We start from the raw sequence: 21327 nt of genomic DNA on the forward strand, positions 1-21327 counted from the left end.
CAGGGAGGGGGAAGAAGAGGAGAAGAATTGATAAAACGCAAAGGAACGCAAAGGGAAGCGCAGAGGTACGCAGAGAGAGCTTTCTGGGTATCTTTGCGTTTAATTTCTGCGTGCCTATGCGTTTAAAAAATAAATTATGCAAATTGTTCGATCATTCGTCGCTAATAAGTAGAACAATTTTACCTGTCACAGAACCGCTTTCAATTAATTGGTGCGCCTTAGCCGCTTCTTTCAAGGGAAATTTCTGGCTAACATGGATTTTTAATTTGCTTTCATCGATCCAGGTGGCACATTGTTCGAGAATTTCTGCATGGTGCTGGAGGCTGTCTTCCAATCCTAGCAACGCTGGTGTCAACATTAATTCTAAACCAATGCGGAGATTACGTAGTCTAGCAGTTTTCCAAACAGTATTGGCATCTGGTTCGAGAATCGTCACAATATCACCATATACTCGCACTGCGGGGAAGGTTTTGTGAAAGGTTTCGCCGCCTATGGTATCAAAAGCTAAGTCAACGCCTTCGCGGTTAGTCCAATCTAATACCGCTTGCACAAAGTCTGTTTGTTTGTAAAAAATTACATGATCAGCACCGAGTTGTTTGACGAAATTAGCTTTTTCCTCAGAACCGACTGTGGTGGAAACAGTTGCACCTTTGAGTTTCGCCAATTGAATTGCTACATGACCGACACCACCAGCACCTGCATGAATCAAAACCCGTTCCCCAGGTTCCAATCGTCCCCGTTCATATAAAGCTTCCCAGGCGGTGATTAACACCAAAGGCGCTGCTGCTGCTTCCGCAAAGGAGATAGAAGCAGGTTTACGTGCCACAAACCGCTCATCCACAACGGTATATTCAGCATAATTTCCTTGGTGTGCGCCCAAGCCGCCGTAGCAAAAATATACTTCATCGCCTGGGCGAAAACGCTGAACGCCAGCACCTACCGCTTCGACAATACCTGCACCATCACATCCTAAAATTGTCGGCGTGCGATCGGGGTAGAAAGTGCCTCGGCTACGAAGTTTTGTGTCAATGGGGTTAATGCCAGCCGCCACTAAACGCACTAAAAGTTGATTATTATCTACAGGAACAGCAGGGTTTGGCACTTCCTGTTCTTGCAAAACTTCGGGACTGCCAGATGCTGTCATCAAGACTGCTTTCACGAATCTTTCCTCCTGGCTTTAGATGCACGTTCATTTGCAACTTTAGCGCAAAAGGGTGGACACAGAGCTATGTCTGAGGGAAAACTGTGTCACCGATAGCGTAGCGGTAGCGAGTCCGCGTTTGCGCAGCGTCTCGTAGAGAGCGTCATAGCCCGTCGTAGACATCGCGCTAACGCTATAATAAACGTACATTTAAATGTACACTTATCTAGATGCCAAAATACCTAAGCATAACGGAAGCTCGACGACAATTGTTAGATTTGCCGGATGAATTGAAAGATGAACCAGTGATCATCACCAAGCATGGTAAACCTGTGATGGCAGCACTTAGTTTTGATCAATTTGAATCTCTGTTGGAAACTCTAGCAATCTTATCTGATCGGGAGTTTGCCCATCAGCTACGGGAGAGTATAGATCAGGGAGAACGAGGAGAAACCATTAACTGGAAGGAAGCAAAAGCCCAACTTGGACTCTGATATACCACAACCCGCCAATATAGAGTATGAAATTGAACTGACACCACTAGCTTTAGAAATGTTGGCTGGTGTTAAAGATCAGCGTCATCAGAAATCTTTGAGCGATCGCATCGATAAACTCAAAATAGATCCAGAAAAGCAGGGAAAACCTCTAATTGACAAGCTTAAGGGATATCGCAGTGTCAGGGCTGTCGGTCAACGGTACAGAATTATTTATAAAGTAGAGCTAGAGAAAGTCGTGGTTTTAGTGGTTGGGGTAGGACTACAGAAAGAGGGTAGCAAAGGAGATATTTATACACTCTTGCAGAAATTGTTGGAGGAATGAGTAATGTATGACGATAAGCTTCTTTGCATATAAGCACTTGTAGAAAAGTGGTTTCGGATTTGAAGCGCGTCCCTTGCGCGTCTCCAAGAGTTGGGCACGAAGTAAGAAGGAAGGGGCGATGCCTGCGGCGGTAAACTACGCGCTTTTGATTAGCAAATTATACAAGGGCCGATTACTTTTGGTAATGTTATTTGTATCCCCAAGATTAGTAATTTGGGGAGTTCTGTATATTTACTCCTCGGTAAACTGACGCAATGTAACAAATACTATTTACATTTAAGTATTATATGTTACTGTGGTCATACTATTTATGTTTATCAAAGGAGTCTAAGTAAAATTGTTTAAAAGGAAGAGTAATTTATGACTAAACTCTCCATAGAGCAAATGCTTTACTTGCTTTATACAGTTGCCTACTCAGATGAGGGTACGGTAACTCAAGGTACTGTCAAAGAGCATTTGTCTAAAGAACTCAGAAAAAATGCTGATGATATATACAACAGTTTATCTCAGCAATATTTACTAGAATCTCCCAAGAGAAGGCGGATTTCAGTCACAGAAGAGGGCAGAAAAGCGCTTGTCGCTAATCTACAAACTACAGACTACAAATTTGACTCTTCAAAAGGGCAAAAAGTTCTAAACACTCTTCTGCATTGCCTTAAGCTGACATCTTTGAAAGACTATGTTTCTTCTGTGCCTATAGAAGACATGGACTTTGACACATTTGTAGAAAAGTTTAAAGAACTATATTTTGCAGAAAGAAAGCAACAAGAATTGCGTGGTGTTGTTGCTATTTACAGTCGAGATATTGTCCTTAAATTTAGGGATAATCACCCTATTTCTGAATCTAGATTGGATAATTACTTCAATACACTTAAATTAACTGGGAAAGTTTTTGCTGTTACCGAAAAAGAAGAAGAAATAATTCAATGGGTGGAGTAAATAATGCCAGAAGATGCAGGTAAGAAAAAATTTATAAAAGACTTTTTGCAACAAGTTAAAGGAGGTGAAGGTTTCATAGAAGATATTTGGATTGAGCGTGTTGTTAGACCTCCAGGGTCAGATGGTGAGGGATCTACCGCTCTCAGTCTTTCTATGCGATCAATATCTAATATAACTCAGTTACTGGAAGACGATCTAAGATATACCTTTGATGAGGGCTACTTTGCCTTTAGATTTGTTGCAGCTGCGCTTGGTAGTGGTAAGACTTCACTTCTAACTTATTTACATGAATTAACCAAGACTCAACGTAATTACAGAAGTCTTTCTTTAGTAGTTCGCTTCCCACTTTCTGACTTGCTAAGGGTGGGTGGAGATCATAACTTTGGGATCAAATTGTACTGTTATATATTAGCTCACACTTTTTGGGAGTTATTACACAACCAAAACTTATCTCCATCAGTTAAAGAAGTAGCGAAACGTATTCTTAGCGATTTATTAGAAAGAAGCCGAGTTGCTGAACTTGAATCGGCAAAAAATTTCAAAATCCAATTTTATCCTAAGTTTAACAAGTATCTTGTTGACAGTGGAGTTAGTTTTGAAGATTTTTTCTTTTATGTTATCTCTGAGGTCGCAGCTTTAGAGCCAGCTTTTACCTTTGTATACCTTACAGATGAGCTAGATCATCTCCAAGAATATCCCAATTATATTCTAGACACTAGATCACTTTTTAAGGCATTAATTAAGGGAGTGCGCCAGCAGTTTAACTCAAAAGTAAATCTCCTAATCTATCTGGTAGGCACTACAGACAATGTAAAAGGTTTTATTGCTGGAGATATTATATTAGAAAGCATCGTAGATAGAGCGGTTATCAATCTACATAAGGGCTATAGCAACGAGCTTGAGATGATTAGAGCTAAGATTGATGAGCGGATTCAAGGTGCTTATCAGGGATATAATAATTTTGCAAAAGCATGGGAAGAAATTAAAAATATCCCCTTGAACCCTACTAATAATTTAAGGAAGTTTTGCCAGGACTACGCATCATCAGTACTGGAAATACACGAAAGATATTTTAGCGAAGCACCTGAGCAGTTATTTGAAGGCAATGCCCGCGAGTTAGTGGAAGCGCAATCTAGAACAAAGTGGGCAAGTTATTTGAGTAAATCTGCATATACTTTATCGGCAGTTTCAACTACAACTGTGCTATCGGGTCATGCATTTGACTGCTACGTGGAATTGTTGCATAACGGTACAAGTGTAGCTAGAGCTTTTGGTGAAGCAAAGAACTATGAGCTTTTGAGTGGACACTTGCAGACGTTTGAGAAATGGTTAAGTGATGTTAATTTCAAGTCAAACGCAAACCCACCTGAGCTAGCTTTTATGATTGCCCCTTCATGCCCATCTTTGTTACACCGAAAGTTAGAGCTTAAAAATATTCAATTTATTGAATCTAAAAAAGTATCTCCAATATCGGCATCAGCCTCAACGCCTACACCAACGCCTACACCCACACCAGACTCAACATCAGCATCACCACCTACTGCTATCAATATTAATAAGGCTGACAAAGATAGACTTATTGTTGCTTTCAAAGGTACAGGTGTAAAACAAACAACTATCGATAAGCTAATAAACCTTAGACAACGTAAAAGCTATATTCGCTTAGAAAGTCTGGCATCTGATCTGAAATTTACCGATGCAGTCAGAAAAAAACTTCAGGAAAAATTGAATAAAGCGGAGATTTGCTTTTGAAAGGAGTGATAATTTTTTAGAAGGGGTAGAAAGATGCGAACGTCTCACTGTCTACGCCCCTAGGCCAGTTTTGAAAAAGGAAAAAACCGCGAAACATTATGTTTCACGGCTTTCGGTGTGGTGTGAGGAGCTTAACTAAATATCATGATAAAGTAACTGCCTAACAACAATGCACTCGTAACAATTTTGGTAACAGACTTTTTTTAGCGATCGCACTCTCAGATATAAATCCGGTGAGTCAAAAACTCCCAATCGTTTGACCAGCTTTGAATGTGCAGGTTTGGTGGAAACAAGTGAGTCTCAAGGATGAGTTCAAAATCTGACTGCTTCTAACTTTAATCCTTTACCTAACTTTCAAGCAAAGCACCACCACAACTAGAACCACACCCAGCAGTACAACCATAGCAATAAGCAGCAGTTTGTATCTCACTAATCAGGTCTAAACTGCCAGCTTCTAAAAGTTTGCTAACTGTCAAGGTTTTACCATTGCGATTTTTCGCAGGTAAATTCATCATTTGGTTAAAGTCACAATCATATACATTGCCCAGATAGTCAATCGAAAGTTCATCACGACACATTAAATGTTCAATCGTGCTGGGATTAAAATGTGACTCTAAAAACTGCAAATAGCTAGTGTACAGTTTTCTCCGCTCTAAATACATTTTGGTTCTACCAACTGGTAAGTTGGTAATGGTGAACAGGTTGTTAAACACAATATTAAAATGTTCTTGTAAGAACATTTTGTAATCTCGTTCTAGGTTGGTCTGTTCAGGAGCTAAGGAAAATTTTTCACCCGTGGGTAGCAGGGGGTTAAATACCAAGTCCAAAGTTAAATTTGGCTCTTTACCATAGCCGAGTTGATTAAGCCACTGCAAAGCTTTGACTGAACTATCAAAAACACCAGCACCGCGCATTTTATCAACATTATCTGCTAGGTAGCAGGGTAGGGAAGCCACAACTCTTACTTGGTGTTTAGCAAAGTATTCTGGTAAATCAGCAAATCCATCTTCAAAATAAATGGTCAAATTAGACCGGACAATCACTTGTTTGCCAGTTGCTCTTGCTGCTTCTACCAACGGCTTAAATCCATAATTCATTTCTGGTGCGCCACCAGTCAAATCCACAATTTGAATTTCGGGAAATTTATGGATTAGCGAAATCAATTGTTCACAAATTTCAGGAGAAAGTTCTTCTGTACGTTTTGGCCCAGCTTCCACATGACAGTGTATACAGGCAAGATTACAACGCTTACCTAGATTAATTTGTAAAACAGAGATTCCTTTTTTTGTCAAAGGGGAATTGAGTTTGCTTTTAAATGGTGTGACTGTTGAATCTAATGTAACTTTTGATTGAGTTTGCATTAGTTACTACTCCTTTAACATAGCAGAAATATATTCAATCAATTTTTTACCCTTGCAATAATCTGTAGGTTATTGCACTAATAATTGCAGCAGTTGGTAAAGTTAAAATCCACGATAAGAGGATTTGATAAAAAACACGCATATTGGCTTTTTTGCCAGTCAACCCTACTCCAAAAATAGAGCCAACTGAAACGTGAGTGGTGGAAACTGGAAGCCCAAAGCAACTAGCTGCAATCACCAGAAATCCAGTTACTATATTTGCTGATAAGCCTTGAGTATGATTCATTGAGGTAATCTTTTGACTCATGGTGACAGCAACTTTTTGGGAGTTAAGTAAACCGCCAAGTGCCATTGCGATCGCAATCGTAATCATTCCTCCCTGAATCGAAAAATACTCAATAACTAGAATCATTGAGAAAATCTTGGGAGTATCATTTAATCCTCTAGCAAAACTAACAATTCCAGCGCTGAGAAAATGGCAAGTATCAATTATTTTCTGATTGACTGATAGATTCCATTTTGAATTGATATAGCCAGATAAACTGTAAATTCCTGCTCCCAAAGGAATAGCAATGATTGGACTGAGTAATAGAGGCAAAATAAAAGAACTTCCCAAAGCTGCAAAATTAACTTTGAGTCCGATCGCAACTAATCCAGCGCCAACCAGCGCACCTGTTAAACTATGAGTTGTGGAAATGGGAAACCCCATGAAGGTAGCTATTAGCACTGTTAAACCAGCTGCGATCGCTACTGCCAGATGAAACTCTGGGGCATTAGCGATCGCATCAGGCACTAGTCCTTTTCCAGAGAAGTTTTTAATTAGTGTACTTGCCAAAAAAGTCGCAGCTACTGCACCAGCAAAAGTTGTAAAAGTTGCCCATAAAATTGCTGTTTGATAGCTACTAGTTCGGCTACCAAACAACGTTGCTACCCCTTTAAAGTTGTCATTTGCACCATTGGAATATGCTAAAAAAAGCGTGGCGATAAATAGACTAATTAACAACATTTTGGGGTTTTTGAAGAAGAATGCAGAATCCAGAATTCAGAATTCAGCAATCTTTCAGTCGGGGATTCAGACCCGCTACTGAATTGTTGCATCACCAAATCGTAGATTTGGTGGGGGTCTAAAAAGAGGTTATTCATCCGCCAGTCGTACAAAATTCATTCTGAATTCTGAATTCTGACTCCTGACTCCTGACTCCTGACTCCTGACTCCTGAATTCTGTTCGATAAATTAACAGCAACCACCACCGCTATAGTGCCAGGTTGAATTGGTAACAATTATTTCTGCTGGCTTGATAGCCGCAAGTTTAGCAGCAGTTTTATCACACACTGCTGCGGGAATTCCTCGCTGGAGTAGATGACCGGCTGAGTCGTCGAAGAAGGGTTCCAAGCCAGCATAAACTGCTGTTTTTCCTGTAAAGATACAAGCACCATCTTCTGGAATAGCAACTTTAAAGGAAACAGAATCGAGGCTTTCTAAAAGTAGATGTTCTTCTAAATTATAAGTGTGGGAATCTAGTAGACGATAAGGACGACGGGCGCGAATTTCAACTTGACCAAAGCCAGCATTTGTAATCCGTTCAGTATACTCTTCATAGGTGAGTGCGCCTGATAAACACATGGCTCTGAGTCGTTCATCTTGTTGGAGATGTGCTGGAATTTGACTAGTGGCAATTGGATCGCTCATCTGCAACCGTCCGCCTGGTTTTAATACCCGATAGGCTTCTTTTAAAGCACGGGTTAAATCTTCTGGCTCAAAGATGTTGAAAAGGCAATTTTGCGCCACAATATCGACGTGAAGATCAGCAACGGGTAAGTTAAAAGCATCACCTTCGCGGATTTCTACAAAGCTGGTGTCAAACCACGGGTTTTCTTGAGCAGCAATTTCCAGATTGCGTGCGGCTGCTTCCCGCATCGCCCCAACTGGTTCAACGGCAATTACAGCACCTGCATGGCGGGAAAAATAAGCGAATTGCAACGCTTCTAAGCCCCCGCCAACACCGACATACAGCACAGTCGGTTGATTTCCTAGTTCGGTGGGGTGAACGGTAGTGCCACAACCATAGTTCATTTCCTGCATTGGTAAAGGAATTTTCAATCCTGGTAGTTGCAGGGGTGTACTTTGCACACAACAAAGTCCAACTTGCGGGGTTTCGGCAGCTTCGCGGTAGAATTGCGCTGCTGTTTCTAGATAGGTCATGCAGTTTTAGATTTTAGATGATGACAGCTTTGTGCATCCTAATATAATTAGCTCTGAGTTGGATGAGTCTTTGCTGAGATTGCCAAAAACCCGGAATTCTCATATAATCAGACGCTTTGGAGCATCTGCATTAGTGTGAACTACCTACACTGCCCCATCCCAAATTCAATCATGCAATGTGTAGCCAACACCACTCACAGTTTGAATGAGGCACTTTTCGTTATTGGCTTCAAGTTTCAGCCGCAGGTAACGAATGTAAGCTTCGATAATGTTGGCATCGCCCATGAAGCTGTAACCCCAGACATCCTCTAAAATGCGATCGCAGCTAATTACCTGTCGCGGATGGGCTAGTAAATATTCTAGTAAATCAAATTCCTTAGCAGTTAACTCAATTAACCGTTGATCTCGGTATACTTGGCGCGTGCGACGATTTAAACTCAGGTCTTCAAATTCTAAAACATCTGCTTTGTCTGCTTGCTGGCTTCTTCGCAGGTGAGCGCCGACTCTGGCTAATAATTCATCAACGCTGAAGGGTTTGACGAGGTAATCATCAGCACCAGCGTCTAAGCCTGCAATGCGATCGCTCACTTGATCTTTGACGGTTAATAAGATTATCGGCACTTTATCACCAATACTTCGCAGGCGGCGGCAAATTTCCAATCCCGACAAACCTGGCAACATCGAGTCTAAAATTACTAAATCTAGATGTAACTCACGCGCTGCGGTGAGTGCAGTTAATCCATCGTAGGCAATACTGACTTGATAGCCTTCATAATTCAATTCCAATTCCACAAATCGTGCCAGTTTGACTTCATCTTCAACCAGTAAGATGTGCGTCATGATGATGTTAATGATTTCAGCAGGGTACGGTAAGCAACAATACGGTCTGGAAACACTGTCTTCGATGTGCCAGCTACTTAAATAGCCAAACATCTAAATTAGGTGTACGTTAGCTTAGTATAAACCTGAGTAAGTAACAACCGTAAATCTACAATTACCGATCGCTGCTCGATCAAAGAACGATCCAACTGGCTATTAGCAATAGACTGTGACATCTTCACCGCATTCATCGGCAAGATAACAGAGCGCTTTAAAACGTAAACCAACCACTTCCTCGTATAGGGGATTTAATTTACACATCGGAGGAATGTGAAATAGCTTCCGGCTAAAGAGCGTGATGTCTCGCTCAAAGGGACACTGAGCAGGAATAGCTTTGCACAGGAAATGAGCCAATTTGGAGTTATGAATTTCTCTCGTTTCCAACCACTTGCGGACTGGATGCAGTAGATCATTGTGTAACCGGGTTTGAATAAAACTTGTCATAATTTTTCACCTTGATAATTTTAAACTAGATTGAGTTTGTTGTATTTGAACCTCTATAAATACATACAGTCAAGTTCTATAGTTTTATGCAGCGATTACTCGTTGTTTAGTTCTCTACAGAGATAGAATGAGTCTTTAGGCACACTGTTAACTACAGATTAAATTGCCAAAATTCCGGATGATTTATACCATTGCCAAAAATTTTTGCAATAAATGAATCGCTTGTAGGGGCGTAAAGCTATAAGCCCCTAGCAACGTATTTTTAACAAGAATTCCGTGAAATGGTATTGTGCCAAACGCTAGGCTAGATATTGCCGAACTGCAAAGCTATAACCAACTTCTTGGAGGCGCAGTTAAACTTCCCCAAAAAAAGCATCAAGCTTCAGGGAAGCTGCGGAAACTAATGACCAATGACTTTTTTAGTCACAAAAAGTTCCTTTTTGACCTATGGGCACCAAGTTACGACTGGCTCTTTCCTTCAGTGTTTTATCGAGCCGTTCACAAACGGTTGCTGGAGTACGTCGATTTACCAGACTCAGCAAATGTACTTGATATCGGCTGTGGTACTGGACGCTTACTTGAGCGCCTTGCTACTCATTTTCCCGACCTGCGAGCCACCGGATTGGATTTATCTGCTAATATGTTGCGGGTAGCAAGACAGAGCGATCGCCACCGTCCACGTTTAATTTATATTGAGGGCAAAGCTGAGTCTCTTCCCTTTGCTGATGGTCAATTTGACGCTGTTTTCAGCACTATCAGCTTCTTGCACTATTTGGAACCTAAACAGGTGGTTACTGAGATAGCGCGAGTACTTTCTCCCGGTGGACGCTTCTACTTGGTTGATATTACTTCCACAAAAGAGACAGAACCTCAATTATTGCCAGTCCCTCCCCGTGGAATTAGACTCTACAGCCCTAATCAACGTCAACTTCTTGGCTCCTCTGCTGGGTTATTGTGTTTGAATCACCACTATTTATTAGGGCCTGTCTTACTAACGATTTTTGCTAAACCTCCGATTTCAAAATAGGGAGTGGGGAGTGGGGAATGGGGAATAGGGAAGGGGGAAAGTAAAGGGTTGGAAACAGTTTATATCAATCCTTTTCCTGCATATCTTAATTACGAATTACCTCGATGTTCCATGAACACCACAGGAACTCTGAGCAGCCTTTTAGCTAATTGCGAGAATCTAAATTTCTCCTTGAGCGTAGACAAGGCTCTTGTCCTGGGAAATTGTGGCAAGTCTTCAAAAGATATTGGCACAAAACCAAAGCGACTGTAAAACTGCGCCAATCGTTCACCTAAACATTCAAGATAAAGTGGTTGCGTTGCTGTATTAATCAAATGCTGCGTTAGCAAAGTACCCAAACCGCGACCTCTCCAAGCTGATGCAACGACCAAACTACCAAGTTCTTGTGCACCTGAGAAATTACGTAGCTGTCCACAAGCTACCAGATTGTGTAGGCTTTGCCCGCCGTAGGCATCGCATTCAATTACCCAAAATTGCTGCCAATTTAATTGGGTTGGGTCGAGTTTCGCTGAAAACACCAGCAATCGAATCGACCACTGATCCGCAGAGGTTGCCTTGCGAAGGACACATCCAGATGGTAACGATAGATTGCTCTGGTTCATTAATCACACTTTGATAGTTTGTATCACAATCATCACATCGTATTATTCACCTAGTACAGGCAGGCGGAAATAAACCTCCCTTAACCATAGAAAGCGCTGTAAGGTTAAAAAACTCTACATTTCTGGATTTTTTCAGCATACATGAGTAGTACTAAATAATACTTCCGATAGAGGTAGAAATCAGCCATAACTATATCTGGATAGATGCACTTACACTCCTAATCTTCTTAAGATAATACCAACAATAAAATTATTAGGAATGTAATAATGTCTGAACCACAAAAAGCTGGTAGCCAAGAAAATACACCCGATTCTTCTGGTAATTACGAAACCACTGTTGACGAAAGTAAGCGCAAAACTGGCGATGATGAAAAGAGCGATGCTAAACCCACTGCTACACCAGAAGCACCAGAAAATGATTCTGTAGCAGGTAGCCCCAATCAGGGAACTGAGTCACGTTAATTGGTTTGAAGTTTGCCAAGTTTCAATAATCTACTTGGGTTTTTCTAGTGACCCCGATTTACTAAACTTTGAGTGGATAATTGTGGTTTATATCACGATTATCCACTCATTTGTCTTGTGTGAGGATCGTTTTTAGGGAGGGTGGGCGCTGTGGTAAGTCCGTAGGCGCAGCCCGCCTTCTCTACGCTGGGTTTCAGTGCCGTATCCCTACAATACAAGCAAGCTATAACCCAACCTATATTGATAGATTTTATGATAAGTAATCACCCGAACTTGATACTATTTTAGTGCCATATTATACTTTTATGTTTTATTTTACTCCACACTGAAGAAATGATTTTCCTTACACTTTGTTATTTAATTGACATTAATTTTCTTAAGTATAATATCTAAAGTTTGTCAGCACAGCGTTAAGCAGAAATCACCTATCCCTGAAAATCTGCTAAACTTCACGATTCTTAATCATGTCAGCTTCCTTCTGTGGCTGACAGAAGTCCCACAATCCAATAGGCTGATCTTAAAGTGGTGATTTTTCACAAAGCTCATCTGCACAAAAAGGTAGGCTTTGTTGACTAGCATTTTTTGATCAGCATGTGCAACATGTTGCCTATCCTCTATCATCACTTAGTTGTTAATAACTACCTATACAGAAAATGCCCCTTAAAATCGTCCAGAACTTTGATGGCAGTTTCACTCTTGAAGCACAAGCTCAAGAAGCTCTATTCAATTTATTGACAAGCGTTGCTTTCTTAAACCAAATTTGTCAGCAGTTGCGGTGTGAGCAAGTTAAATTTACGGAATTAGTTTTCCAACCAGTTCCTTACAGCTTAACTACCACTAAAGGAATGCCAGCAGAATTTGAGAAGTATCATGAATCTGATGAATATGCCATCATCAACGTCCCACCAAATTTCATGTTTAGTGCTAAGATTTTTAAACCCAGTCGCCTTTGTGCAATTTACCAAAAATTTGGTAATGGCTAATTTCAAAGAGAATTTTTTCCTAATTATAGCCTTTGCCAATATAGTAAGGTACAGCTTAACTTCCCCCTGATAAAGCTGTGCATTATCTCCCCTCTTTGAACTCACAAAGAGGGGTTGGGGTGAGGTTTTGATATGATGTACTTTATGCACCTGGGAACCGCTATAGCAATTCTCAATTCTGAAGGCAAATAGTAAGTTTAATATTTGATGTATGACTCTTGAAACAAATCTTTCTTCTTTGGCATCACTAGAATACATTCCTTACATTGACGATCGCGGCCAATTACCCGAACAATTTCAAAGTAAAATCGGGGTATATGCTATTTTTGACCAAGAAAAAGTACTCCAATTTGTCGGATACTCTCGTGATGTTTACCTTAGCCTCAAGCAGCATTTAGTCCGTCAGCCACAGCAATGCTATTGGGTCAAAGTTGAAACTATTGAACGCCCTAGTCGCACAATTTTAGAAAATACTGAAAATGCTTGGATTGCTGAAAATGGCAGTGTGCCTTGGGGAAATGGGGATAACAAGGAAAAATGGACTCATCCCATTGATGTCAAAGTGGTAATGACACCTGAAGAACAGGCAAAATATCAAAATCCGGCTAATGATGAATTAGCACAAATAAAAATTATTAAAAATGTGGCACGGAGAGTAGAAGCAGAAATTTCAACGCAATTGCTAGAAGGGCGTGGTTTGCAAATGCAAATTCGCTTCAATCCTAAATTGAAAGAAGAAGGTCTACTAGATTTGAAATGAAGGTAGTTATGGGGAAAATTCGCTACTACACAAAGCTTAGTCCACCTCCGTGGATTAATCCAAAATCAAGGGTTTTTCTAACCCTGACAGCTATGCATCCCTACTCCCAAGTGGACACATCTCGCAGCAAATTAGGAATTTCCCCTTGAGATAAAGGAAACTCCAGCAAGGTTTCTCTAAGACCCAAATACCCAGATTCAGCAAACGACAAAAGCATTCGTGAAAGCGCTAGCCAAACCTCCGGTTCGTATTCCCAATCACGATAACGCGAAGCTTTACCAGCAATTGAACGTAGCGCCCAGAAATATGAATTTCTCACCACAGAGCCACCTTTCTTAAACTCTGGCAAATCTTCGTGGTGGATAAAAAGCACTTTATTTTCTATTTTGGCTCTCATAGCAATTTTGGATTTTAGATTTTAGATTTTAGATTAAAAGTAAATCTTAAGTAGAGTGCTGCGTCGTCTTTAGAAACTTACAAATAAAAAAATACTCAACTACTTCTACTTCTTGTGGGGTGGGCGTCTCCCCCGCCCTAAGCCCTCGTGTCGCCCACCCCACAAAATTGGATAATTTATCTGTTGGAAATCCCTAATGTAGAGACTTTGCAATGATAAAATCTCTACATTTAATACCTAAAAGTTGGCGCTTAAACCCACACGAAAAGTGAATCCAGGGCTATAGATGCGATTAACTCGTTCATATTGCTCACCGAGTAAATTTTCTAAGTAAACTGTCAGTCCTAAATTGCTAGTTAAAGGTATACGACCGCTTAAATCTAAATTCACGAAAGATGGTGCAAAATCTGTAGCCTTGTCACCAGGGTTAGCAAAAATCGATCTACGAGCGCCACTATTGTAAGTAACATACAAGTTAGCCTGCCATCCCGCATTTTCATAACCAACACCACTTTGAAGTACAGAGTAGGGAATCAAACCTAATTGTAAACCTCTCTCTGAGCCTGTTTTTATTTGGGAATCTGTATAAGTATAGTTGAGGAAAGTTGACCAGCCCGCCGCAATTCTTAATTGCAATGCAGCCTCTAAACCATTGGTATCTACTAATCCAATGTTTGCCCATTTTCCGGCGATGACTCCCAAGCGATCGCCTATACTACTACCAAAGTAAGTAAACTGTCCAATCAGATTTTCAGAAAAATTGACATCTACTCCCGCACTCCAAGTTGAGCCAGTTTCCGGTCTTAAATCAGAATTAGGTTCCCAACCATGAACTGTATCATAAACATACAACTGATCTAACCCAGGATTGCGTTGTGCCCCTGCCCAACTTCCACGCACTGCTACTATTGGTGTGACGGCATAACGTAACCCAACACTAGGGTTGAGATAATTTCCAAAGTGGCTATCAAAGCTTTGCCTTAGCCCTAAATCTATCAGAAAGTTATCGCTAATATTCCAAGTATTGACAGCAAATAAAGCTGTATTGAACAAACTCCTATCTTCAGTTCCGTTTTTGGCAATACTAGTAGGATTTGTACTCAAAACATCGCCGCTTAAGTCGGTGTTTTTCAAATCTAATCCCCAGCGCAATTTATTATTGGAAGTAAGTTTCCACTCATGATCTACCCTGGCTGTAAGTTGTTGCGTATCTAAAGCTCCTGTACGGTAAAATGCTCCTGTGGGGCCATAGGTACTGAAATAATCTTGGTTATAACCAATTGAGGTTGTAAGATTAGAGCTTTCCCCATTACCTAGTCGAGTTTTCCAAGATAAGCCAATGTTTAAACCATCGTGGTCTAATCTATCTCTTTGGAGAGGAAAACCGAAATAAATTAAACCGCGACGACTGCTGAGTTTAGTAACATCTAGATTCAAAGAATTTTTCTGATCTAAATCTACTCCAATGCTACCAAAGTAGGTACTTGTAGCTGTGTCTGCATTTGATAAAAACCCTTGTTCATCACGATTTGCTGCACCTACGGGGACGCGGTAACGGTTATCTGTAAAGAATCTTTCAAAGCTGAAGTTGTACCTGACATTATCAGATGAACCCCCATAGGTCACTTGTTGATTATTTAAACTCAATGAGCCAAATTCTGCACTAGCGCTCAATTTAGGTTTGCCATAACCTTCTTTGGTGATAATATTTACAACTCCCCCAAAGGCTGATGAACCATACAATGCGGAGGCTGTACCGCTATATAATTCCACTCGTTCAATAGCCTCTACGGGAATACTATTTAAGTCAGTTCCACCATGATAAGTGTTGACGTTATTGTTAATTGGTCTACCATTAATCAAAAATACAGATTGATTAATTGAGGCTCCCCGATAGTATGTACCTGTGTGAGTATCTGCACCATGACCTGCATCATTGATCGCAAAACCAGGCATTCTTTTCAAAATATCGGCTAAACTTGTAGCGCCCTGCTTTTGAATTTCTTCTTTATCAATTACGTAAGTTGGAGTAGATTGAGGTAGGTTGTCTGGTTCTCCGATCGCTTCAATGGAAATGTCTGGATCATCGCTCGGAGTTTGCTCTGTTTCTGGCTGATTCTCTGGCTTAATTTCACTGGGCGCAGATTGTTGAGTTAATAATTCGGCATTAGTGGCGGGTAGCTCGATTTCACTCAAACTCGGAATATCTAAAATGGCTTTGGTTGATTTATCAGTATTTCTCTGCTTAATTTCAGTCTCAGCAGCAAAGCTAGGAAACGCTATCAGTAAACTGGGTAAAGCAACTGTTAGCAACAAAAAATCCTTTTTCACGTTCTCTTTCACACCAAGTAAAAACAGTCACTACGCTACGTAGCATTGTTGCTGTAATAGTAAAATCGTGTCAAAAGACACGCTGTCATATTTCCACAGTTGAGATGAGACTGTTGGTAAATTTACTCTGGGTTAAAGCCGTTTGCTGCACGTAGCGCATCAACTAAATTTGTCAGGCGTGGGTTAGTGCGATCGCTAGCCATAACGTACTGGCTGAGGTCAATTAGTTATACTAAATAAAAAGAATCACGTTGATCTTTCTTTTTGAAACGCGGTTGTTGCGACACTTTTTTAAAGCATCTGGCCCAAGCCTGACGAACATTTACAAGTGCTTTTTGTGGAACGTTTTTGTTAGTTTCGTAGTCCCATTAATTAGCAGGTTTGACCTCAGCAATTAAGCGCTTATGTAAGTCGATTGCTGATGGTACTTTCTGCTTTTCATCCCAGCACTTTTGAATAATTGCGTTAGCCCAGTTATAGTATAGGCGTGTCTTGCCACTCTGGAAGCTTTCCTAAATGCTGTGACTTGCTTGTTGTTTAGAATTAGTTGAGTTTTAAAGCTGAGTAGCATTGGGTAGAAATTACCGAACAGCTACACAGCCCAAACCTCCCTTCCTAGTAAGGAAGGGAGGTTGCGTTTGCTCCTTTTAGGAAGCAGAGGAATTAGGAAAGGATAAGTTCGTTAAGCGTTGGAAAGTATTTCAACTGATGAATTTACGAATTATTTGCCATTGGTTAATACATGGATTACTCCACCTACTGCGGCACCATCAACAGCATTGCCAAGAGTATCTCTCTGATCGCCAGTAATTATGCCAGTTACTGCGCTAGCTCCTGCACCAACTCCGACATCTTGACCAAGGTTGCGGTGACGACGATTGCGAGTGTTTCTCAGACCATTTGCACCATTGACTGCTGCGCCAGTGACACCACCTTTGACAGCATTGCCTAATACACTACCATTTCCTCTAACAGCTCCTGTTACCACATTGGTAACAGCCCCAATACCTGCATCTCTTAGTACTTGGTCATCAGCAGCAGCCGGTTTCGCGGGAACTAAGGTGACACCAGCTAAACTTGCAGCCATCAGGCTGGGTAGAAGTGTGCGCTTTAGGATTTTATTCATTGTGTGTTACCTTCTCAAAACATCAAACAATTGGCTAAAAACCAAAGTCGCTCGATTCGGATAAAATCTGATTTTTTATCTGAACAACAGCAACTATTTATTGTTCGAGAACATATATATTATGGCATTTGCAAATTCATAACTGTATCTACTGAAAGCATGAATATAAAGTCAGCCCAGAGAAGCCCTTACTAATTTATTATGCAATATTGGAGATTACCTATTGACAAAGTAACTTAAATATGCAGTAAATATTTTTAGAGGTGTAAGTGGCATTTTTTGATTACAGCAAGGGATTTATGATTAGAAATAGCGTAGTGTTTACCCTATCTATCTAAAGGTAGTTGCCAAATTGAATTCTCTTAGTTAAGTAGCCAAGCGGTGCGTCACCGAATAGCCCGTCGTAGACATTGCTCCCATCCTGTTTGTTGCAAATTACTCTGATTATCCCACCAGCGCAGCCAGGGTAATTCTAGATTCTAATAGCGGCCTTGCCAAATTCCTAATTCTACACCCATCGGTTCAGTAGCTGCGTATGATCCGGTAGGGTTGATTCAATGCCTAAAGGTGTTTGTGCTGAGTTCATGGGAACTATCCATAATAAAGATATTTTAAGAATCTGTTTACACATAGTGGGTAGTTTAGTGCATAAAATAAGCGATAAATCGCTTACTACGAGCTATACAATGTGTGGTATTTCTTTGAGCGAATAACAATCACAAATATCTAGTTCCTGTAGATTTACAAAATTGCCAATACTATCAGGTAAATATTCCACGTCGTAGCAATCGTAAATCTGAAGTTTTATTAATTTAGGTTGATAAGTAATAAATTTTTCAAGTTCTTCTAGAGTGTATGCAGTGGGAATATAAGTCATATAGATCAGTAAATAATCATTAATAGTTAGCTTAAAATTCACTTGCCGAAGCTCTTATTTCTAAGAATCTGTTGATAGCCAATTCTCCAAGCTTAGTCCTTCAACTCCTAGCAAGTCAGAGTCATTAGAAACCAGAGTTAAGCCGCGTGCGATCGCTGTCGCTGCTATCAATATATCTGCCTCTTGTATCGGTGTACCTTTTCGTTTTAAATAAGCATGGATTTCACAAGCTGTTTCTATAACTTCTAAGTTATCTAAAAATAAAACTCTATAAATTCGAGAAAATTCATTTAAATCAGATATCTGTCTGGTAGCGTTTGCATAAAGCAATCCTCTTTTTGATTCAAAATAGGTTATACAACTTATAAATACATCTTCCCCGATAAAACGCACCTCCTCTAGCTTATTATTTATCTTTTGATTCTTCTTCAAAATAGCCGTTAATATATTCGTGTCGAGAAGATAACCCATTTGCTATCTCCTTTCTACTGCTGCATCAAACATCTCTATTTGCTCTGCTGTTAAATCATTTAATGTCCCAGAAACTGCCTCTATTACTAAAATACTATCAATTCTGTCTGTCAATTCTCCATCAGAAAGAGCATTTATAAATTCTGGTGAAAACTTATCCAATAAATTAACTAAATGTTGAATAATTTCTGGTTTATCTAATCTTTCCTGATAGAGACTATTACCTAGAATCAAGTTATCGACAATTTTTGATATACGTGCGATCGCTATATCTCTTTTTCGCACAACTTCCTGCATAAAGACCTCCAAATTTGGGATTAAATATATTATATTTCTGATATTAACACCCAATTTTCTAAATTAATCCCCTGCACTCTGAACAAATCAGAGTCATTGGAAACCAGAGTTAATCCGCGTGCGATCGCTGTATTTGGTCTTGTAGACTGATGATAAATATATTCAGTTGGATTTCTGTTTATCCACAATAGTCAAACACCTGGCTATTTCCAATTGCCAGGTGTAAAATGTAAACTAAAACTCCGCACTTTGCGGTGTACGCGGAAACGGAATCACATCACGAATATTTCCCATACCCGTTATAAATTGCACGAGTCGCTCAAAACCCAAGCCAAAACCAGCATGGGGGACAGTACCATAACGACGCAAATCAAGATACCACCACAAGTCTTCTGGGTTTAATCCTTGCGCTAACACGCGGCGTTCTAAAACTTCCAAGCGTTCTTCTCGCTGCGAACCGCCAACAATTTCGCCAATTTTCGGTGCGAGAATATCCATTGCACGGACGGTTTTTTCATCGTCGTTTAAGCGCATATAAAAAGCTTTGATTTGCGCTGGATAATCTGTAACGATCGCAGGCTTTTTAAATAATTGTTCAGCTAGATAGCGTTCGTGTTCTGATTGTAAATCTAAACCCCAACTCACAGGATATTCAAATTTAACATCAGCTTTTTCTAAAAGTTTGATCGCTTCTGTATAAGTTAACCGCTCAAACTGATTATTAATAATATTTTCGGCTGTTGCTAACACAGATTTATCAATGCGTTCATTGAAAAATTCCATGTCTTCTGGGCAAGTTTCCAACACATATTTAAAAATGTGTTTGAGAAACGCCTCAGCTAAATCCATATCGCCTTCTAAGTCACAAAAAGCCATTTCTGGCTCAACCATCCAAAATTCTGCTAAGTGGCGGGAAGTGTTGGAATTTTCTGCACGGAAGGTAGGGCCAAAGGTGTAGACGTTAGAAAACGCCATCGCCATAACTTCCGCTTCCAACTGGCCGCTAACTGTTAAATATGTGGGTTTAGCAAAAAAGTCTTGGCTGTAATCTACTGCTTGGTTTTCTGTGCGCGGAATATTCTTTAAATCTAAACTGGTAACACTAAAAAGTTCACCTGCACCTTCGCAGTCGCTAGCAGTGATAATAGGTGTATGTACCCATAAAAAGCCTCTTTCGTGGAAGAATTGGTGAATTGCTGTCGAACAAGCATTTCTGACGCGGAAAACTGCACCAAAAGAATTGGTGCGCGATCGCAAATGTCCAATGGTTCGCAGAAATTCAAAAGAATGCCGTTTCTTTTGCAGAGGATATGTATCGGGATCAGCTTCCCCGTAAACTTTCACTGTCTCGGCTTTCAACTCAATTCGCTGTCCTTTACCAAGAGAAGCCACTAATACCCCTGTCACCTCGACAGCAGCACCTGTATTCAGTTTTTTCAATGTAGCTTCGTAATCTGGCAAATCCTGATTAATAACGACTTGCAAATTAGCTAGTGATGAGCCGTCATTGACTTCAATAAAAGCAAACCCTTTGGAATCGCGTTTAGTCCGCACCCAGCCTTGCACTTGGAGGGACTCATCAGGTTGACCACTTCGCAATATTTCTGCAATCCGTCGATTTACCATATTTTACAACTTGTATTTAGTCAACGTAAGGAGTACAGATATTAAAGAATGTTAATCATTTAACCCAATCCAAAATCTAAAATCCAAAATTGGGATTATCCAGCACAAGACTTTAATATCCAGCCTATGATAACGCCCATTCCACCAAAGCGGACGGCTTGCCAGAAAGGTTTTTTGAGGCTACGCCAAGAAAATAACTGGCTTTCTAAGTTTAGTTCTAGCATTTCCAACTGCTGTTGAATTTGCCGTAACTCTGCTTTGATTTCTGGTGTCTGAGATTTATTGTGCTTGAGTTGATCCCGACGCTGTTGCCATTGTGCCTGTTGTTGGCGATCGCTTTGCACTTGATCATAACGTTCTTTTAAGGACAGGAGCGATCGCTCTACTTCCTCTAATTCTTGCCCAAAATCTGGTTCTGGATTTTCCCCTGGCGGTTGTGATTGTTTAGACGGCTTCATTTACAAGTAGTAAAGTAGAAGTAAATGCAAATGTACCAATAGTCATGTCTCAATCTACCCAGCTGCCTAAAACCAGTCAACTGAATGAACTTAGTACTCTGGAACTAGCTCAAGCCCTCATGGAAAGGCTGACCATTTCCCCTAACGATTGGCATCGCCTCAAGTCTAACCGCAATTCCCGCGCTAATGAACAAGTGGCAGCAGCTCTTGTGTATCTTTTAAAGAATCAGCCACAAGAAGCTCAAGCTAGATTAGAACAAGCAGTTGGTTGGTTAGATAAGTCTATTTCTGCCCCTCCCTGTCCGTCTCATGGAAAATAGGGAGTAGGGAGTAGGGAGTAGGGAGTAGGGAGTAGGGAGTAGGGAGTAGGGA

General features: G+C 40.5%; 25 protein-coding genes and 1 pseudogene. 9 read left to right on the forward strand and 17 right to left on the reverse strand.

Annotation, left to right across the window (positions count from 1 at the left end; all coding sequences use genetic code 11):
- Window positions 1-151: 151 nt before the first annotated feature.
- Window positions 152-1159, reverse strand: a complete 1008-nt coding sequence (locus HWQ23_RS15930) for a zinc-dependent alcohol dehydrogenase family protein (protein WP_292829818.1) — start codon at window positions 1157-1159, stop codon at window positions 152-154.
- 212 nt (window positions 1160-1371) lie between these two features.
- On the opposite strand from HWQ23_RS15930, the gene HWQ23_RS15935 reads away from it, so the two are divergent.
- The 4 genes from HWQ23_RS15935 to HWQ23_RS15950 all read left to right on the forward strand — a co-directional run bounded on the left by HWQ23_RS15935 (window position 1372) and on the right by HWQ23_RS15950 (window position 4651).
- Window positions 1372-1635, forward strand: coding sequence for a type II toxin-antitoxin system Phd/YefM family antitoxin (locus HWQ23_RS15935; RefSeq protein WP_292829820.1), 264 nt, complete (start codon window positions 1372-1374; stop codon window positions 1633-1635).
- On the forward strand, window positions 1625-1960 hold the full coding sequence (locus HWQ23_RS15940) for a type II toxin-antitoxin system RelE family toxin (RefSeq protein WP_292829822.1): 336 nt from the start codon (window positions 1625-1627) through the stop codon (window positions 1958-1960). The genes HWQ23_RS15935 and HWQ23_RS15940 overlap by 11 nt, the downstream gene beginning before the upstream one ends.
- A gap of 384 nt (window positions 1961-2344) precedes the next feature.
- The gene (locus HWQ23_RS15945; RefSeq protein ID WP_292829824.1) at window positions 2345-2899 is read left to right on the forward strand and encodes a hypothetical protein; all 555 of its coding nucleotides are present in this window, start codon (window positions 2345-2347) and stop codon (window positions 2897-2899) included.
- A 3-nt stretch (window positions 2900-2902) separates the two neighbouring features.
- On the forward strand, window positions 2903-4651 hold the full coding sequence (locus HWQ23_RS15950; protein WP_292829826.1) for a hypothetical protein: 1749 nt from the start codon (window positions 2903-2905) through the stop codon (window positions 4649-4651).
- 347 nt (window positions 4652-4998) lie between these two features.
- Here HWQ23_RS15950 and arsS read toward each other — a convergent pair whose 3' ends face one another.
- The 5 genes from arsS to HWQ23_RS15975 form a co-directional block, all read right to left on the reverse strand.
- Window positions 4999-6012: an arsenosugar biosynthesis radical SAM (seleno)protein ArsS gene (gene arsS, locus HWQ23_RS15955; protein ID WP_292829828.1), complete on the reverse strand. Its 1014-nt coding sequence runs from the start codon at window positions 6010-6012 to the stop codon at window positions 4999-5001.
- A gap of 46 nt (window positions 6013-6058) precedes the next feature.
- Entirely contained in the window at window positions 6059-7018 is a 960-nt protein-coding gene (locus tag HWQ23_RS15960; protein ID WP_292829830.1) for an inorganic phosphate transporter, read from the reverse strand.
- 228 nt (window positions 7019-7246) lie between these two features.
- Window positions 7247-8215 carry an arsenosugar biosynthesis arsenite methyltransferase ArsM gene (arsM, locus tag HWQ23_RS15965; protein ID WP_292829832.1) on the reverse strand — a complete coding sequence of 323 codons (969 nt, stop codon included), beginning with the start codon at window positions 8213-8215 and terminating at the stop codon, window positions 7247-7249.
- Between the two features lie 165 nt (window positions 8216-8380).
- Window positions 8381-9055: a response regulator transcription factor gene (locus HWQ23_RS15970; RefSeq protein WP_292829834.1), complete on the reverse strand. Its 675-nt coding sequence runs from the start codon at window positions 9053-9055 to the stop codon at window positions 8381-8383.
- A gap of 195 nt (window positions 9056-9250) precedes the next feature.
- Window positions 9251-9538, reverse strand: a complete 288-nt coding sequence (locus HWQ23_RS15975; protein ID WP_292829836.1) for a Mo-dependent nitrogenase C-terminal domain-containing protein — start codon at window positions 9536-9538, stop codon at window positions 9251-9253.
- 403 nt (window positions 9539-9941) lie between these two features.
- On the opposite strand from HWQ23_RS15975, the gene HWQ23_RS15980 reads away from it, so the two are divergent.
- Entirely contained in the window at window positions 9942-10565 is a 624-nt protein-coding gene (locus HWQ23_RS15980; protein WP_292829868.1) for a class I SAM-dependent methyltransferase, read from the forward strand.
- Window positions 10566-10654: 89 nt separating this feature from the next.
- Here HWQ23_RS15980 and HWQ23_RS15985 read toward each other — a convergent pair whose 3' ends face one another.
- Window positions 10655-11167: a GNAT family N-acetyltransferase gene (locus HWQ23_RS15985; RefSeq protein ID WP_292829838.1), complete on the reverse strand. Its 513-nt coding sequence runs from the start codon at window positions 11165-11167 to the stop codon at window positions 10655-10657.
- A 267-nt stretch (window positions 11168-11434) separates the two neighbouring features.
- On the opposite strand from HWQ23_RS15985, the gene HWQ23_RS15990 reads away from it, so the two are divergent.
- The 3 genes from HWQ23_RS15990 to HWQ23_RS16000 all read left to right on the forward strand — a co-directional run bounded on the left by HWQ23_RS15990 (window position 11435) and on the right by HWQ23_RS16000 (window position 13372).
- Window positions 11435-11629 carry a hypothetical protein gene (locus HWQ23_RS15990; RefSeq protein ID WP_292829840.1) on the forward strand — a complete coding sequence of 65 codons (195 nt, stop codon included), beginning with the start codon at window positions 11435-11437 and terminating at the stop codon, window positions 11627-11629.
- A 653-nt stretch (window positions 11630-12282) separates the two neighbouring features.
- A complete protein-coding gene (locus HWQ23_RS15995) occupies window positions 12283-12612 on the forward strand; it encodes a hypothetical protein (protein WP_292829842.1) in 330 nt (109 codons plus the stop codon).
- A gap of 211 nt (window positions 12613-12823) precedes the next feature.
- Entirely contained in the window at window positions 12824-13372 is a 549-nt protein-coding gene (locus tag HWQ23_RS16000) for a GIY-YIG nuclease family protein (RefSeq protein ID WP_292829844.1), read from the forward strand.
- A 100-nt stretch (window positions 13373-13472) separates the two neighbouring features.
- Here the strand turns inward: HWQ23_RS16000 and HWQ23_RS16005 are convergent, their stop codons facing one another.
- The 10 genes and pseudogenes from HWQ23_RS16005 to HWQ23_RS16050 all read right to left on the reverse strand — a co-directional run bounded on the left by HWQ23_RS16005 (window position 13473) and on the right by HWQ23_RS16050 (window position 20955).
- Window positions 13473-13769, reverse strand: a complete 297-nt coding sequence (locus HWQ23_RS16005; RefSeq protein WP_292829846.1) for a hypothetical protein — start codon at window positions 13767-13769, stop codon at window positions 13473-13475.
- 237 nt (window positions 13770-14006) lie between these two features.
- Entirely contained in the window at window positions 14007-16100 is a 2094-nt protein-coding gene (locus HWQ23_RS16010) for a TonB-dependent receptor plug domain-containing protein (protein WP_292829848.1), read from the reverse strand.
- Window positions 16101-16821: 721 nt separating this feature from the next.
- Complete coding sequence (locus HWQ23_RS16015; protein WP_292829850.1) at window positions 16822-17226, reverse strand: hypothetical protein; 405 nt, start codon at window positions 17224-17226, stop codon at window positions 16822-16824.
- 386 nt (window positions 17227-17612) lie between these two features.
- Window positions 17613-17777 (reverse strand): annotated as a pseudogene (locus HWQ23_RS16020) (Uma2 family endonuclease); the annotation flags it as partial.
- A 128-nt stretch (window positions 17778-17905) separates the two neighbouring features.
- Window positions 17906-18103 carry a hypothetical protein gene (locus HWQ23_RS16025; RefSeq protein WP_292829852.1) on the reverse strand — a complete coding sequence of 66 codons (198 nt, stop codon included), beginning with the start codon at window positions 18101-18103 and terminating at the stop codon, window positions 17906-17908.
- Window positions 18104-18163: 60 nt separating this feature from the next.
- Window positions 18164-18574 (reverse strand): type II toxin-antitoxin system VapC family toxin, encoded by a 411-nt coding sequence (locus HWQ23_RS16030; RefSeq protein ID WP_292829854.1) that lies wholly within the window; start codon window positions 18572-18574, stop codon window positions 18164-18166.
- A gap of 3 nt (window positions 18575-18577) precedes the next feature.
- Entirely contained in the window at window positions 18578-18871 is a 294-nt protein-coding gene (locus tag HWQ23_RS16035; RefSeq protein ID WP_292829856.1) for a hypothetical protein, read from the reverse strand.
- A 29-nt stretch (window positions 18872-18900) separates the two neighbouring features.
- Entirely contained in the window at window positions 18901-19059 is a 159-nt protein-coding gene (locus HWQ23_RS33670; protein WP_472850402.1) for a hypothetical protein, read from the reverse strand.
- A 46-nt stretch (window positions 19060-19105) separates the two neighbouring features.
- Window positions 19106-20497: an asparagine--tRNA ligase gene (asnS, locus tag HWQ23_RS16045; RefSeq protein WP_292829858.1), complete on the reverse strand. Its 1392-nt coding sequence runs from the start codon at window positions 20495-20497 to the stop codon at window positions 19106-19108.
- Between the two features lie 95 nt (window positions 20498-20592).
- The gene (locus HWQ23_RS16050) at window positions 20593-20955 is read right to left on the reverse strand and encodes a sll0565 family protein (protein ID WP_292829860.1); all 363 of its coding nucleotides are present in this window, start codon (window positions 20953-20955) and stop codon (window positions 20593-20595) included.
- Window positions 20956-20999: 44 nt separating this feature from the next.
- Here HWQ23_RS16050 and HWQ23_RS16055 point away from each other — a divergent pair, with 44 nt between their 5' ends.
- Entirely contained in the window at window positions 21000-21275 is a 276-nt protein-coding gene (locus HWQ23_RS16055; RefSeq protein WP_292829862.1) for a DUF6439 family protein, read from the forward strand.
- Window positions 21276-21327 lie beyond the last annotated feature (52 nt).

The organism is Nostoc sp. JL33 (assembly GCF_017114985.1).
Taxonomy (GTDB): Bacteria; Cyanobacteriota; Cyanobacteriia; order Cyanobacteriales; family Nostocaceae; genus Nostoc.